Origin of the sequence: Natronorubrum daqingense (assembly GCF_001971705.1) — an archaeon.
Classification (GTDB): Archaea; Halobacteriota; Halobacteria; order Halobacteriales; family Natrialbaceae; genus Natronorubrum; species Natronorubrum daqingense.
On the sequence record NZ_CP019328.1, the window covers coordinates 76,806 to 92,239 of the forward strand.

Annotated in this window: 10 protein-coding genes; 7 read left to right on the plus strand and 3 right to left on the minus strand. The window is 62.9% G+C overall.

What is annotated here, in order from left to right; genetic code table 11:
- The first annotated feature begins 30 nt into the window (after positions 1-30).
- From BB347_RS16850 to BB347_RS16875, 6 genes are all read left to right on the plus strand, one after another.
- Positions 31-2,871: a DEAD/DEAH box helicase gene (locus BB347_RS16850; RefSeq protein ID WP_076583614.1), complete on the plus strand. Its 2,841-nt coding sequence runs from the start codon at positions 31-33 to the stop codon at positions 2,869-2,871.
- 117 nt (positions 2,872-2,988) lie between these two features.
- Complete coding sequence (locus tag BB347_RS16855; protein WP_076583616.1) at positions 2,989-5,019, plus strand: PAS domain-containing sensor histidine kinase; 2,031 nt, start codon at positions 2,989-2,991, stop codon at positions 5,017-5,019.
- A gap of 107 nt (positions 5,020-5,126) precedes the next feature.
- A complete protein-coding gene (locus BB347_RS16860; RefSeq protein WP_076583617.1) occupies positions 5,127-5,861 on the plus strand; it encodes a protein sorting system archaetidylserine decarboxylase in 735 nt (244 codons plus the stop codon).
- 95 nt (positions 5,862-5,956) lie between these two features.
- Positions 5,957-6,673, plus strand: a complete 717-nt coding sequence (locus tag BB347_RS16865; RefSeq protein WP_076583619.1) for a phosphatase PAP2 family protein — start codon at positions 5,957-5,959, stop codon at positions 6,671-6,673.
- 277 nt (positions 6,674-6,950) lie between these two features.
- On the plus strand, positions 6,951-7,781 hold the full coding sequence (locus BB347_RS16870) for a hypothetical protein (protein WP_076583654.1): 831 nt from the start codon (positions 6,951-6,953) through the stop codon (positions 7,779-7,781).
- An 847-nt stretch (positions 7,782-8,628) separates the two neighbouring features.
- Positions 8,629-10,092 (plus strand): sugar transferase, encoded by a 1,464-nt coding sequence (locus tag BB347_RS16875; RefSeq protein ID WP_076583621.1) that lies wholly within the window; start codon positions 8,629-8,631, stop codon positions 10,090-10,092.
- 132 nt (positions 10,093-10,224) lie between these two features.
- On the opposite strand, the gene BB347_RS16880 is transcribed toward BB347_RS16875, so the two are convergent.
- The 3 genes from BB347_RS16880 to aglF all read right to left on the minus strand — a co-directional run bounded on the left by BB347_RS16880 (position 10,225) and on the right by aglF (position 13,762).
- Positions 10,225-11,019, minus strand: coding sequence for an AAA family ATPase (locus tag BB347_RS16880; protein ID WP_076583622.1), 795 nt, complete (start codon positions 11,017-11,019; stop codon positions 10,225-10,227).
- Positions 11,020-11,116: 97 nt separating this feature from the next.
- Positions 11,117-12,919: an ABC transporter ATP-binding protein gene (locus tag BB347_RS16885; RefSeq protein WP_076583624.1), complete on the minus strand. Its 1,803-nt coding sequence runs from the start codon at positions 12,917-12,919 to the stop codon at positions 11,117-11,119.
- 105 nt (positions 12,920-13,024) lie between these two features.
- Positions 13,025-13,762 (minus strand): UTP--glucose-1-phosphate uridylyltransferase AglF, encoded by a 738-nt coding sequence (gene aglF, locus BB347_RS16890; protein WP_076583626.1) that lies wholly within the window; start codon positions 13,760-13,762, stop codon positions 13,025-13,027.
- Positions 13,763-14,006: 244 nt separating this feature from the next.
- Between aglF and BB347_RS16895 the strand changes: the two genes are divergently transcribed.
- Entirely contained in the window at positions 14,007-15,431 is a 1,425-nt protein-coding gene (locus BB347_RS16895; RefSeq protein WP_076583627.1) for an O-antigen ligase family protein, read from the plus strand.
- Positions 15,432-15,434 lie beyond the last annotated feature (3 nt).

The window sequence follows — 15,434 nt, forward strand, 5'->3', positions numbered from 1 at the left end:
TATGCGGCTCTCGCCCCTAACCCGGAAAAGATGAGTGAGGGCGACGTCGCGGCGTTTACGCACCTCGGGGAGACGGTTCGGGGGGCGCTTTCCGAACGCGGCTTTTCGACGCCGACGGCACCACAGCGAGTGGCTATTCCGCCGTTGTCGGCCGGCGAGCACACGCTCGTGATCGCGCCGACGGGGAGTGGCAAGACCGAGACTGCCATGTTGCCCGTCTTCGATCATCTCCTCGCGGAGGATGGGCCACCCGAGGGCTTCGGAGTGTTGTACGTCACGCCGTTGCGAGCGCTCAACCGTGACATGCGCGAACGCCTCGAGTGGTGGGGCGAGTACCTCGGTCTCGAGGTGGACGTTCGCCACGGCGACACGACCCAGTACCAACGGGGGAAACAGGCCGAAAACCCGCCGGACGTGCTCGTGACGACGCCGGAGACGCTGCAAGCGATGTTGACGGGGAAGCGACTTCGGGAGGCTCTCGCGGACGTGTCTCACGTCGTCATCGACGAGGTCCACGAACTCGCCGCGTCGAAACGCGGCGCACAGCTCGCCGTCGGCCTCGAGCGCCTCGAAGACCTCGCGTCGGGCGTCCAGCGGATTGGCCTCTCGGCGACGGTCGGCGACCCCGGCGAGGTCGGAAACTTTCTCACCGGCGGTCGCCCCTGTGAAATCCGCGAAATCGACGTGGGAAGCAACGTCGACGTGACCGTTCGCCAGCCCGAAATCACCGACGAGGACGAACGACTCGCGGGCGAACTGATGACCGAGGCGGACACGGCCAGTCACGTTCGTCTCATCCGCGATATCGTCGCGGAAAACGAGTCGACGCTCATATTTGTCAACACGCGACAGACGGCCGAAGCACTCGGCTCGAGGTTCACCGAACTCGAGCTCCCGATCGGCGTCCACCACGGGTCGCTCTCGAAGGAGGCCCGAATCGACGTCGAAGATCGATTCAAGGCCGGCGAACTGGACGGCCTGCTCTGTACGTCGTCGATGGAACTGGGCATCGACGTCGGCCGCGTCGATCACGTCGTCCAGTACAAGAGCCCGCGGCAGGTGGCGCGCTTGCTTCAGCGCATCGGTCGCGCTGGCCACCGACAGGACGAGGTCTCGAGCGGGACCATCGTGACGACCCGTCCCGACGACACGTTCGAAGCGCTGGCGATCGCTCGACGGGCGCGAGACGGTGAGGTCGAACCGGCGGCGATCCACGACGGGAGCTTGGACGTGGTCGCGAACCAGCTTCCCGGCATCGTCCAGAGTCGCGACGCGATCCACGTCGAGGACGCCTACGAGACGATCTCGCGGGCGTACCCATTCCGCGATCTTCCAGTCGAGACGCTCCGGGAGGTCGTCTCGGAACTGCATCGAAACCGTCTCGTCTGGTTCGACGAGTCGGCGGATCGACTCGAGACGACCGGCGGCACCTGGCAGTACGTCTACTCGAACCTCTCGATGATCCCCGACGAGGCGACGTACGAGGTCCACGACATCGCCTCGGGGAGCCAGATCGGAACGCTCGACGAACGCTTCGTCGTCAACTTCGCCCAGCCGGGCGAGGTGTTCATCCAGCGCGGGGAGATGTGGCGAATCGCCGAAATCGACGACGAGGAGGCCCGCGTCAAGGTCAGTCCGATCGAAGACCCCGCCGGCGAAGTCCCCTCTTGGATCGGACAGGAAATCCCCGTCCCAGCGCCGGTCGCGCGCGAAGTCGGCGAGATTCGCGGCGTCGCGGAACCCCCGTTATCGGGTGGTGCAGACGCGAGCGCGGTCGGACGGGAACTCGAGGGCCGATATCCCGCCGACGCGTACACGCTCACGGAGGCCTGTGCGCAACTCGAGCGCCAGATCGAGACAGAAGCACCGATGCCGACGGCGGATCGGCTGGTCCTCGAGCGCCAGGGTCGGACCGTCGTGGTGAACGCACCCTTCGGCCACACGGTCAACGAGACGCTCGGCCGCGTGCTCTCGTCGCTGCTCGGCCAGCAGGCGGGGTCGTCGGTCGGCCTCGAGACGGACCCCTATCGCATCGAACTCGAGGTTCCGAGTTCGGTCGCGACGAGCGACGTACTCGCGCTTTTCGAGGAGACGGACCCCGATCACGTCGAGACCATCGTCGAACTTGGACTGAAGAACTCGGACGCGCTCGCGTTTCGGCTCGCGCAGGTGTCGGCGAAGTTCGGCGCGCTCAAACGCTGGCAAGGGAACGGTTCGGGCCGTCTCTCGAACGACCGACTGCTGGCCGCACTCGAGGAGACGCCGATGTACGAGGAGTCGCTTCGAGAGGTGTTCCACGAGGATCTGGATGCGGCGGGGGCGAGTGCCGTTCTCGAGGGGATTCAGACCGGTGAGATCGAGGTCGACACCTACCGCGGTCGAACGCCGATCGGACAGGGTGGCCGGTCGTCCGGCGGGAAGGAGCTGTTGGCACCCGAGAACGCGGATGCGAGCGTTATCAACACTGTCAAAGAACGAATTCAGGACGACCGGGTTATCCTCCTGTGTACCCACTGTACCGACTGGAAGGTCACGACGAAAGTGAGGCGAGTGTCTGATCAGCCGACGTGCCCGGAGTGTGGCTCGACGCGGATCGCGTCGCTCAACCCGTGGGCCGACGAGGTCGTCCAGGCCGTGCGTGCGAACGAAAAAGACGAGGAGCAGGAATCGATGACCGAACGGGCGTTTCGAAGCGCCGGCCTCGTCCAGAGTCACGGCAGACAGGCCGTCATCGCGATGGCCGCTCGAGGTGTCGGCCCTCACAACGCGGCGAGAATCATCAACAAATTGCGAGAAAATGAAGCGGAGTTCTATCGCGATATTCTCTCGAAAGAGCGCGAATACGCCCGTACGCAGGCGTTTTGGGATTAGAACGTGCGACGATTTCGTTTTTCGTTCGAAGGGTGGCACGATAGTAACTAGTACTCTCTGACAGTTATTTCGACCAGTAACACAGTCCTTATTACGATGAATCGTTAGTTCCTGACAATGGAATCCGGTCCGCCTTCTTCGCCAGCTGACGGACGGACGGACCATCGAAATCTCTCTCGCGACTCCGGGTTGGCGTCACTTCTCACGGCCGCCGATATGGCCAGTTTCCGACTCGACGCCGACGGGACGATTATCGACGTCAACAATATCTTCACGTCGGTGAGTGAATACAGTCGCACAGCACTCCTCGAGAAACCGTTTTCAGCCCTTCTCGAGGACGAGACGCCCACGTTCGAATCCATCATCGACGATGGTGACCTCCCGGTTTCGACGACGATCACCCTTCGAACTCACTCCGGAACGTCGCTCTCGGCGACGCTCTACGCCGCGTCGGTGACTGATGACTCCTCCGGGGAGATTGTCGGTATCCTCGATCGGCCCACGACTCCCTCTGAGTCCGGTTCGGCGTCTTCGCTGACGTACGGCCGCACGTTCGAAGCGCTGGCTGGGTCCCTCCCCGACGGAATCATCGTTCTCGACGAGGAGAGCACGATTCAGTACGCGAACCCGGCCGTCGAGCGGATCCTGGGTTTTTCACCCGACGAGTTGGTCGGCTCGAGCAAGGTTACGATCATCCCGCCGCGGCTTCGAGCGGACCACCTCGAGGCCTTGAAACGCTATCTCGAGACCGGCGAACGCCACTTGAACTGGACGTACGTCGAACTGCCGGGACAACACGCGGCGGGCCACGAGATTCCACTCGGCGTGTCGCTCAACGACTTCACGTACGACGGTGATCGCTACTTCGTCGGCCTCTTTCGCGACATCTCGCCACGAAAGGAGGCCGAACAGACGCTGACGACGAAGGTCTCACAACTCGAGACCGTCTCGTATCTCGGCCGATACGCCCTCGAGAACGCGGATATCGACACGCTCCTCGAGAAGGCGAGCGACCTGATCGCGACGGCATTGGCGGTCGATTGTTGTGCGATCTTCGAGCACGAGCAGGGGAACGCAGACGAACCGTTTACCGTCCGCTCGTACACCGGTTGTTCTGAGCGGCTGATAGACGCAGAACGAAGTCAGCAATCCACGGACGTCGACTCGTTGACGGCGGCAGCGATTGCAGCCCGCGAGCCAGTCGTCGTCGAACACCTCGAGATGGACGACAGATTCGCCGACTCGACGGGGCTGGCAGCGGCCGATATCGAAAGCGGGGTCGGTGTCACTATCGGTCGGTTTGACGACCCGTGGGGTGCGCTCACCGTCTACGGGTCCTCGCCACAGGAGTTTGCGAATCACGATGTCGACTTCCTCGAGAGTGTCGCGACGGTCATCGCGAGCGCAATCGAGCGCCAACGGTACGAACAACGACTCAGCGAAACGGTCGCGGACCTCGAAGAATCGAACGAACGCCTCGAGCAGTTCGCGTACGCGGCGAGTCACGACTTACAGGAACCGCTGCGGATGGTCTCGAGTTATCTGCAGTTACTCGAGCGACGCTACGCGGACGCGCTCGAGGAGGACGCAACGGAGTTCATCGAGTACGCCGTCGACGGCGCGGACCGAATGCGCGAGATGATCGACGGTCTGCTCGCGTACTCTCGCATCGATTCGCAAGGAGAGCCCTTCGAACCCGTCGATCTCGAGGACGTTCTCGCGGATGTTCTGACAGATCTACAGGTGCAAATCGACCAACACGACGCCGAGATTACGGCAACGCCACTGCCGGCGGTCCGAGGCGATCCGAGACAGCTTCGGCAACTGTTTCAGAACCTGCTCTCGAATGCGATCGAGTACCGTGGCGAGTCACCGCCGCGTATCCACATCGACGTCGAGTGTCATGGCAATCGGTGGAAACTATCGGTTCACGACGAGGGTATCGGCATGGATCCGGAGGACACCGACCGCATCTTTCGGGTGTTTCAGCGACTCCACAGCCGTGACGAGTTCGACGGCACGGGAATCGGACTCGCACTCTGCCGGCGGATCGTCGAACGCCACGGTGGGGAAATTTGGGCAGAGTCCGAACTCGGCGACGGGGCGACGTTTTCGTTCACGCTCCCGCCAGCGTCGACGGAGACGTAAGCAGCGGGGGCGGACGCCTACTCGGTCGCCGACTGGTTCCTGTTTTCCACGTTGAGTCGGGACGTGTCTCCGTAACGGACATACGAATCGACCGCGTGGGTTTCGGTATGAACTTCGCGCCGGGTGCCTGGAAGTACGCGCTGGTGCCCCTCCTCGCTGCGCCGTTCGCGTTTCTCATCAGCGTGAGTGCGAGTCTCGTCGCGCTCGCCGTCGGTGTCGGGACGCTCGCGTTCTTTCGCGACCCTGACCGGACGCCACCGCCGACGGGCGTCGTCTCGCCGGCCGATGGCAACGTCTCCGTCCTCCGCGAGGAAGGTGAGCGCGTCCGCCTCGGCATCTTCATGAACGTCTGGCACGTCCACGTCGTCCGAGCCCCCTTCGATGGGACCGTGACCGACGTCGAACACGTCTCCGGCGCGAACCGTCCGGCGTTCTCGAAGGAGTCGGATCGGAACGAACGCGTCCACATTCGACTGGAAACGGACGCCGACCTCGAGACGGCCAGTAACTCGAGTTCGAGTTCGAGTTCGAGCGCGTCGACATCGACACGGTCTGTCGACAACGACGACCCACACGCAAAACCCGACGAACCGGGGAGTGACGCGACGGTGACGATGATCGCGGGGGCGTTCGCCCGTCGCATTCACCCCTATGCCGAACGCGACGAGGAACTCGAGCGAGGCGACCGAATCGGTCACATCGCCTTCGGCAGTCGAGTGGACGTGCTGTTCCCGTCTGCGGTGGACCTCGAGGACGTCGCCGTTGAGGTGGGCGATTCGATGACGGCCGGGGAGACGGTGGTGCTCGAGGCTCCGGTCGGCGGGGAGATCGAACTTCGATAGCGACGGTTCGTTCGGCGCTCGAGGATGCAGAACTCGCGAGGCAATCAGATGGAAGGAATTTGGACGCTGGATGGCCTGCTCACTCTCGAGGGACGATGAGCCGCGGCGTTGGAGTGACGGAGGCAGTCCGAGAGTGGGTCCCCGAATGGACGCTCGAGGGCTTCGCCGTCCTCTCGGTATTCGGAGATCTGCTGGTGATCGTGCCGGTTCTCGGCGTGCTCTATCTGGTGACAGTCGGCCGAAGCCTCGCCCGTGGAGAGCGAGATCAACCGCTGTGTTCTGATCGAACGGCAGTTCTCATCGCAGTTGTCTTCGGTGGCCTCGCACTGATCGTCCTCTTGAAAGCGGTGTTTGCGTTTCCACGACCACCCGCTGAGTGGCACGCGATCGAACCGAGCGAACACGGCTTTCCTAGCGGCCATACGATGGCCGCCACGGTTTTCTGGGGAGCGCTCGCGGCGCGGTTCCATCTCGGTGACCGAGCGAGTCGCCTCGCTGGTGCAGGGCTACTCGTGTCGCTCGTCGCGCTCTCGAGGCTCGCGTTGGGCGTCCACTATCTCGTCGACGTCCTCGCGTCGATGGCCTTCGGCGTCGTGTACCTCGCGGGAATCGCGTGGCTCGCCCGTGGACGTCCCGAGCGAGCGTTCGGGATAGCGATCGTCATCGCGGTGCTCGCGGTGGTTGCGAGCAACGGAAGTAGTCGGGCCGTGCTGGCACTCCTCGGAACCGTCGGCGGGGCGGTGGGCTGGTACGTCGTCGAACGACCAGTTGTCCGTCGGCGCTTGGTAACGCTGGTTCAGCGAGTGAACTGACCCGTTGCCAGTCGCTCGATTCGTCGATTTCTGGTGTGTCGAGTACTTCTCACTCGAGGGCGTGTTCGACACTTCGGCCGCTGAAGCGGGCATCGACATCGACGCGACTGCGAACTCGCCGCGTCGGGGGTTCGCTCGCGAGTGCGACCGGACCAGCGAAGCAACCGGGCGACGTGGCGGCGGGGTCCGGACCACAGTTCCTCGAGTCGTGCCATCGGACCGACCGCCGTCAGCAGGATCACAAGGTCTATTCGCTCGGCGTAACCAGCCGGATGTAATGACGGGGCTGGTCCGGAAGGGGTACGAGACGGTGCGAAACGAGGGTCTGCGTTCCGCCGTCCGGAAAACGTGGACGGTTCTGGCCGGAACGCTGGTCGACGTCATCTTTCCGTACCTGCCGGCACTCGCCGTCGAGTACTACTTCGACGTCAAATCGGTCTGTAGTTCGCGGATGAGCGACGCGAACCCGGCACGACCGGTCTGGGTCGATCCCGATCGGATCGCGTACTATCACGGCACCGGACCGAGCGGTTTCGGCCGCGTCGTCGGCGGCGACTGGGACGACCCCGAGTGCCGGTTCGACGACCACGTCGTGCACCGATCGCTTCGACAGCGATACGACGAGGGTCGAGACTGGTCGGAGACGGAACTGTACGATCGCTACGCCGACCGAATCGACGCCGGCGACCCGTACTGGCGGTGTCGAACGATCGAGGAACTCGAGGCGTACCTCGAGTCGATCGACGACCTGTACGAGACGATCTCCGAAAACGGGTACGAGAGCCAGCGGGCGCTGCTCTCGAAGAATCCCGACTCGGTTCGGCGTCAGAACACGGACGCCCCACACCCGGTGTTACAGGAGATCGGAGTGAACGTCTACCGGGACGGGACGATGGCGAAGAAGGGGGCGGGGTTTCACCGGCTGTCCATCGCGAAGCTCCTCGGCGTCGAGCGCGTTCCAGTGACGGTTCGCGTGCGACACGCCGAGTGGCAATCGATTCGAGACGAGATCACCGACGCGGAATCGATCCAGCAGCTGAGCCCGACGGCACGCGACCACCTCCACCACCCGGACGTGGATGCGCACGCCCCCGACTCCTGGACGTAGCTCGAACTCGGAAACACTACTCGAACCCGCGTACTGTCTATCGGTACCGAGCGTCGACGCGGCTGGCACCGAAGAAAAACAGCAGATAGACTGAGAGAAGGACGCCCCACACCGCGACCGAAAGCAGTACTTCCATTGGTATGTCTCTTGTTTAGAACGGTCTGTTAGGTATTTTATGGTGATGGTCGTTCTCAACGAGTGAGTGCCTCGAGGCGGGACGGTGCGATGAGCAACCGTGGGTGGACCACGAGACGACGTGCCGGCTGGCGGTTGACTCGGTGGAACACAAGCCGAGGCCGAAACGAGTTCACGAATCGGAGCGACCGATCCAGGCTCCAGGTTATTTCGGCGGTTCCAATGGTGATTGAAGCGTTTTCCGTACTTTACGGAGAACGAGATCCGTGCCGAGTGATTCCTCCACGAAACCGAAGAGTGACTTCGCTCTCGTCGACGCCACAAACGGTGAGATTCCCTCCACGAAGAAGGATGGATGGTAGACGTACACTGTCGATGTCCCTGACTCGCCACGACTCAATTCATGACTACTATGTGATGGTAATGGTGGCATACTGCGTTCGAAACGAGGTCAGGAGCAACGCGGTGGTACAATCGAAACTCGCAATTCGTCCGTTATCCGTGTCCACACTGTCTGAGCGCGATGGTCGGTTTCTGACGCTGTCGTCGTCCCTCATGTCGATTGAGTCGCTCTCCGGTACCTAACCTCCCTAATAAAAAATATCGTGATAGTCGTAAGTAGTAATATATTGCTTGCCCTGAATGTCTCTATATCGGGTGTTAGAGGGTCTCATAACCTTTAATACGATATCTCACAAAGCGGACGTGTTGAATGTTGGTAAGCCGTGATTACCGCAGTGAGGCAGCCGCAGGGACAGTGGTGCTCGCTTTCGCGGCGGCGGTCGTCGCGAGTCTCTTGACCGGCGAGTCGGCCGCACTCGTGGGGGTTCCTGTCTCTACAGTGGCGCTCACTGGGGCGGTCGTCGGCGTTGCACTCGTCTCACTATATACACCGCGGCCACGGACGGTGACGACGCTGGTCGGGCACACGGGTCGTCAGGTTGCGATCGCCTGTCTCGCACTCGGAACCCTCGACGTGGCCGGCGTCGCGGCCGCACCGGATCTCGCGACGGCGCTCGTGACCGGCGCACTCCTCGCTCCCGTGCTCCCAATCTGGTATGGGTCCTGTCGACGCCGGAGCGAGTCACAGCGGATACTCGTCGTCGGCGACGATCCCGCACTGCTCGAGGAGACGATCCGATCGCTGCCGGTCGCGCCGATCGGGTTTCTCTCGCCGGCGCTTTCCGAGCGACCGGCCGACGGGGAATCCTCGGGGAAAGGGACGTCCACCGAGGGTGCGGAGCAGGCGGAGCCCGTCATCATGACTGACGGCGGACTCGCGGTCGACGACCGCGTCGATTCGATCGCTGGCGTCGACCGCCTCGAGGGCCTCTCGCGCCTCGAGTCAGTGCTTCGAGAACGTGACGTCGACACCGTCGCGCTCGCGTTCGAACAGGGGTGTCGCGAGGAGTGTTTCGGCGTGTTGCGAACGTGTCACGATCAGGGGGTCGGCGCACTGGCTCACGAATCCCTCGCCGATCTCCTCCTCGTGAACGAACGGGTCGGTGACGACGTGGTACGCGTCGACCTCGAGCCGTGGCCGTGGTACGGCCGCGCCACGAAGCGCGCGTTCGACATCGTCTTCGCGGCGGTCGGCGTCGTCGTGTTGGCGCCGCTGATCCTGGTCATCGCGCTCGCGATCAAACGCGATTCTCCCGGCCCGGTGTTGTACAACCAGACGCGAACGTCCGAACTGGGCGGCACGTTCACCATCGCGAAGTTCAGAAGTATGGTGACCGACGCGGAGTCCGACGGCGCTCAGTTGAGCGAGGGCGACGCCGGCGGCGTCGATCCGCGAGTCACTCGAGTCGGGCGCGTCCTCCGCAAGACGCACATGGACGAGATCCCGCAACTGTTCTCGATCCTCACGGGCGAGATGAGCGTCGTCGGCCCGCGACCGGAGCGACCCGAACTCGACCGCGAGATTGCAGCCGATGGCGTCGATTGGTCCAAGCGCTGGTTCGTGAAGCCGGGACTGACCGGAATCGCACAGATCAACGACGTCACCGGCTTCAGTCCCACGCAAAAGCTCGCTTACGATATCGAGTACGCCCGCCGACAGTCGATCTGGCTGGACGGAAAACTCGTCGTCCTGCAGGTGTCGTCGGTCCTCGCAGACATCGTCGACCTGGCGACGGACCGGGTGGGGGGCGACGACCGGTCGAGTGCCGACTGAGCGGCCGTCCATTCGTCGGCCACACCCCCTTCCCTCTTCTCCTTCCCCCTCCCTCTCCCTCTCTCCCTCACCTCTTCCCCCTCCCCCCTTCTCCGCGGCGGTGTCGTTCCAGTTCTAGCGACCGTCTCGGCGCTACTCCAGTAACCCCTCGACCTCGTCGACGACGTCCTCGAGGGCCGCTGTGTTCGCGACGGTCACCGTCGTAATCGACTCTCGCTCGGCCGCGGCGTCGAGCACCCTCGAGCACGCGTCCTCGTGTCGTCGCTGGGCTGCTTCGACCGCACCCATGTCGTGCGTTTCCGAGACGAGTTCGTCTCGTTCGCGCTGTCGACGGAGACAGACCTCCGTGGGCGCGGTGACGTGAACGAGCGTCTTCGGCGTCGGAACGTCCGCGAGGTACTCGTCCACCGAGAACCGGTTCTGGTTCCGGTTCCGTCCGCTTCGCCACAATACTGAGACGGCGCCCATCATGAACCCCTCGTCGAGACAGAGCGTTTCGTCCGGACGGACAGTGGCGACGCCCAGTTGGTACCGTTCCGCGGCGTACTGCAGCAGGGAGACGACCTGGTCCGGATCGTGCGTTGCCGCCTGCCGAGCGCGATACAGCGCGTCCGAAAACGCCGGCCGCTCGGCGACGAACGCGGCGAACATCCGTCGCTGTACCGGAGTTTGTACGAACAGCGTCTCGAGGGGCGACGTGACCAGCGATGGCAACAGTCGGTACGCGAGTCGGTATCGGCGTCCGGATTCTGCGACTAACAGCCGTTCGACGGCGTCCTCGTAGAGTTCGCCGTAGTACCGGGAATCCTCGATCAGCCGTCTATGGATCGCGGACTTGCCCGCACCCGGCGGACCGATGAACTCGACGTGTGGCGGGTCGGTCTCGTGCGGGGACGAATCGGTCCGGCGATGGGATGGATCGGTCATACGGTGTGTCGGATCGGATGGTGTTTGGAAACGGCCGGACGGCGTTCAAGGTGTCCTTCGCCGTCGTTCACTGCGGCCGGGTTCACTGCAACCGGGCTCACTGCGACTGGATCGCGTACAGGTCCGCGTACTGGCCGTCCCGCTCGATCAGTTCGCCGTGTTGTCCCGACTCGATGACCTCGCCTTCGGAGAGGGTGTAGATCCGGTCGGCGTTCTCGACGGTCGAGAGCCGGTGGGCAATCGCGATCATCGCGTAGTCGCGGTCCATCCGCTCGATCGCCGCCTGGACCTCCTGCTCGAGGCTCGAGTCCAGATCGCTCGTCGCCTCGTCTAGGATCAGCAATTCGGTGTCCTCGAGTAACGCCCGCGCGAGCGAGACGCGTTGTTTTTGTCCGCCCGAGAGTCGGGTTCCGTCGTCTCCGAGGACGGTATCGTACCCGTCCGGGAGGTCGTCGACGAACTCGTCGACTTTCGCGATCGCGCAGGCTCGCTCGATCTCGCCCTGGGTCACGTCCCGGTTGCCGATCGTGAGGTTGTACTCGAGCGTATCGTTGAAGATGAACGGATCCTGGCGGACGATCGAGACCCGATCGCGCCACTCGTCGGCGTCCATCTCGCCGATCGGAACGTCGTTCGCGCGGATCTCGCCGCGATCGATCTCGTACAGGCGGGCGAGCAGCGAGACGATAGTCGACTTGCCAGCGCCGGACTGTCCGACGAAGGCGACGAACTCGCCTTTCTCGACCTCGAAGCTGATTCCGTCGAGGACGCGTTCGTTGCCGTCGTACGAGAACTCGACGTCGTCGAACTCGAGACGGTCGACCGCGTCGGGAACGTCGCGCGTGGGATCGTTGATCGCCTCACGGTTCTCGAGGTCGCGGATGAACTGTTGGGTCCGGACGAGGTGTGGGAGGTCGTTTTCGACCTTGTAGTAGTACTCGTTGAGCGCGCTCACTTTGGGTCCGAGTTGCATCATCGCGAACAGGAACACGCCGAGCGCACCGATCGACAGGTCGGCGAAGGTCAGGGCGATGTAGATGAGGATGAAGACCGAGACCGCGACGCCGAGGTTGTAGAAGTTGTTGATCGCCGCCTCGTTGCGCCGGAGTTTGATGCGGGCGGTCGTGTACTGGTCGACGGCGTCGAGGAAGTTCTCGCGGAGTTCGGCGGCGAGCCCGAAGATCCGCACGTCGCGGATCCCCTGGGTTCCCGCCTGGGCGGCTTCCTGTCGTCGCTCGTTCGCGTCGGCGACCTCGTCTCCGAGATCGTATCCCCCTTCCATCACGCCGCGCAACAGGACCGTCAGTCCGCCGAGGATAACGACGGAGATCAGCGTCAACATCGGTGCCATCACCAGTGCGATGACGAGGTACGCAAGCGAGAGGAACAGTTGCTCGATGACCTTGATGACTCGCCTGATCACCCGGCCGGCGTAGTAGGTCTGGGTAACGATCGCGTTGAGGATGTCGTCGGAGCCCTCCTCGTCGAAGTACTTCACTTCAGCGTCGAGGGCGTTGTCGAACGCTCGCACCTGCAGATCGCGGATGTAGTAGGTTCGGAGGGCTTCGCGCAGCCAGCCGACGAGGAAACTCGCCGTATACCGGACGGTCATCACGACCGTAACGCCGACGACCACGAATCCGAGTTCGAATGGCACGCCGAGCGTCTCGTAGACCACGACGAACGCTTCCATCAGTCCGTCGGCTTCCGCGGCCGGATCGTCCGTCTGCACGATTTCGATGATCGGTAGGATAAAACTTAGACCGATCCCCTCGAGAACCGCGGCGAGCAATCCGAGGCCGACGATGAGCGCCGTGAACTTCGGACTGAACCGAGCGACATCTAACAGTGCATCGATTTTGTCACGTCGAGAGATATCCTCGGCGGTGTCGGAGGACATTCGAGAGTAATCAGCTATTAGTGCACGCTGGCATCGTATATCCCCGTCGATACCGAGACGAATCGCCTTAAGGAAACGCGTTCGGTGTCGCTTTGGGAACCGTCGTCAGTCCGAGACTGGTTCGGCGCTGATGGCGTCTTGTAACCGCCGTTCGGCCTTGTCCCGATCCTCCGGGTAGCCGACGTCGATTCGCCAGCCCTCGAGACCGATCGCGTCGATCGTCCGTCCACTCTGGATCAACAGGTCGATCGCCTCGCTGATCTCGTACTCGCCGCGGTCGGAGGGCTGGACGAGGTGACAGGCGTTGAAAATCGCCGGCGTAAACGTGTAGAAGCCGGTCATGACGAGATTCGACGGCGGGTCGTCGGGTTTCTCGACGACGTCAGTAATTTCGCCGTACTTGTTCGTGTCACAGACGCCGTAGCGTGAGGCCTCCTCCCAGGGCACCTCCTCGACGAGGAACGCGGCGTCTGCTCGGTCTTCTTGCTGGCGACGAACGACGTCCTCGAGGTTCGCCTGGAAGATGTTGTCGCCGAGGATCAGCATGAAGTCGTCGTCGATGTGCTCTTCGACGGTCAACAACGCGTGAGCGAGTCCGTGCTGTTCGCGCTGGTGGGAGTACGTGATCGGGACGCCGCAGTACTCGTCGCCGTAGTGATCGATGATCTTTTCCTTGAGGTAGCCCACGACGACGACGAACTCCTCGGCACCGAGTTCGATGAGCCGATCGAAACAGTGCGTGAGGATCGGTTCGTCGTCGACCTCGACCATCCCCTTCGGTTTGTCCTCGGTTAATGGCCGGAGTCGGGTTCCCTCTCCTGCGGCGAGTACGACAGCTTGCATCGAGACTAATCAATACCTCTCTCCTCACAATAACGTTCTGGTTTTCGGTATTCCAAATTTTGTATCGAGACGGACGCCGCCTCGAGCGTCCAGTTACTCCCGTTTTGGTGCCGGAGAGGCGGCGACCGCTGACCGATTAGTCGATGCTTGCGTGATTCACACACACTCGAGGCTAGCCGACCGCTTCACAGTCCGGCCGAGTATCAGAACTGATATTTGGGAGAACTGACGAATCACTACGATAGTGAGTACCGCCGAACGAGATCCGGTGACTGTTTTCACCCACGACTGGAGTATAGCGCGGGTCGCGAACGGCGTGATCTACGGACTGTTCGGTGTCTACCTCGTTCTCGTTTTACTCGCGCACACGACCGACTCGGTATTAGCGTGGCACCTCGCCGCCTCGACGGTCGTTCTCGGCGCGATTCTCGGGTGTCGATGGGCCGTAGACGCCTTTCAGGACGCCAGATACCTGTGGGCGAGCGTCCTCTCGGTTCTCGGCGTGTCACTTCTCACACTCTGGATGGTCTACCAGAGCAGTTCACCCGGACTCGGTCCCGGATCGAACCGGTCGCTCGGGATCGTGGTCGTTTTTCTGCTCACCATTGCCTTCTTCCTCGTCGTCACCGATGCCGAGCAGTACGGGGCCCGCGATTGGGCGGCGATCGCCTGCTTCGGCGTCCTCGCCGGGGTCTACCTCGCCCACTCCCTCGAGTACTACCCCTCGAGTTCTCAATCCCGGTGGCCGCTGTGGGCCGCGGTCGTGATGGGAAGCAGCCTCTTCGTCCTTCCTCGGCTCGTTCCCGAGCGGGTCTTCCTCTGGATACTCCCTCGTCTGGCAGCGGTCGTCGTCGTGCTCGGATTGGCCACGTACTCCGTCGGCGACTACACGCTGTGGCTCTTCGAGGTCCGCCAGTACCCCGGCTCTTCCCCGTCGGTCCCCGGCTTCGATCCCGACGTGATGACGCTCCAGTCGATCTTCCCCAACCCGAACGGGCTGGGGTTCCTCTCGTTCGCCGGCTTCGTCGCCGCGGCCATCGACTTCCACCGCTCCGTCGTCGCCGAGCGACCGATTAGCGCAACGATCACCGCCGTCCTCGCCGGAATCTGCGGGCTCGGGCTGTTTCTCTCGAACGCTCGAGCGGCGATGCTCGCCGCGGCGGTTGCCCTCGTGATATACGTGAGCTACGCCGTCGGCGGCCGACGCGTCGTTCCCGTGGTAGTCGCCTCGACTCTGCTCGGCCTGTTCGGACTGATCGCAGGGATGTACGTCGATTTCATCGGCATTTCCGCGACGAACCGCTTCGAACTCTGGTCCGCGAGCGTCAGCGCGATCCGGGACGGCCCGCTACTGTTCGGCTACGGAAGCGGTTCGGAGAGCGCCGTCATCGAACCCTACCTCGCGGGCGACGGCGCGCCCACGCCGCACAACTCCTACCTCTCGGTGATCATCCAGACCGGACTCGTCGGCGGCCTCGCCTACGTCGGCCTCGTCGCCGGCAGCATCGTCGCCGGTGCGATCGACTACGAGAACGTGAACGTCGCGATCCTCGCGTTCGCGACCGGGTGGGCCGTCCACCAGTTCTTCGAGTCCTACACCATGTTCGACTGGTCACTCGGCGCGGTACTCGCGGCGTTGACCCTCGGCTACCTCCTCGTTGACGACTAACTC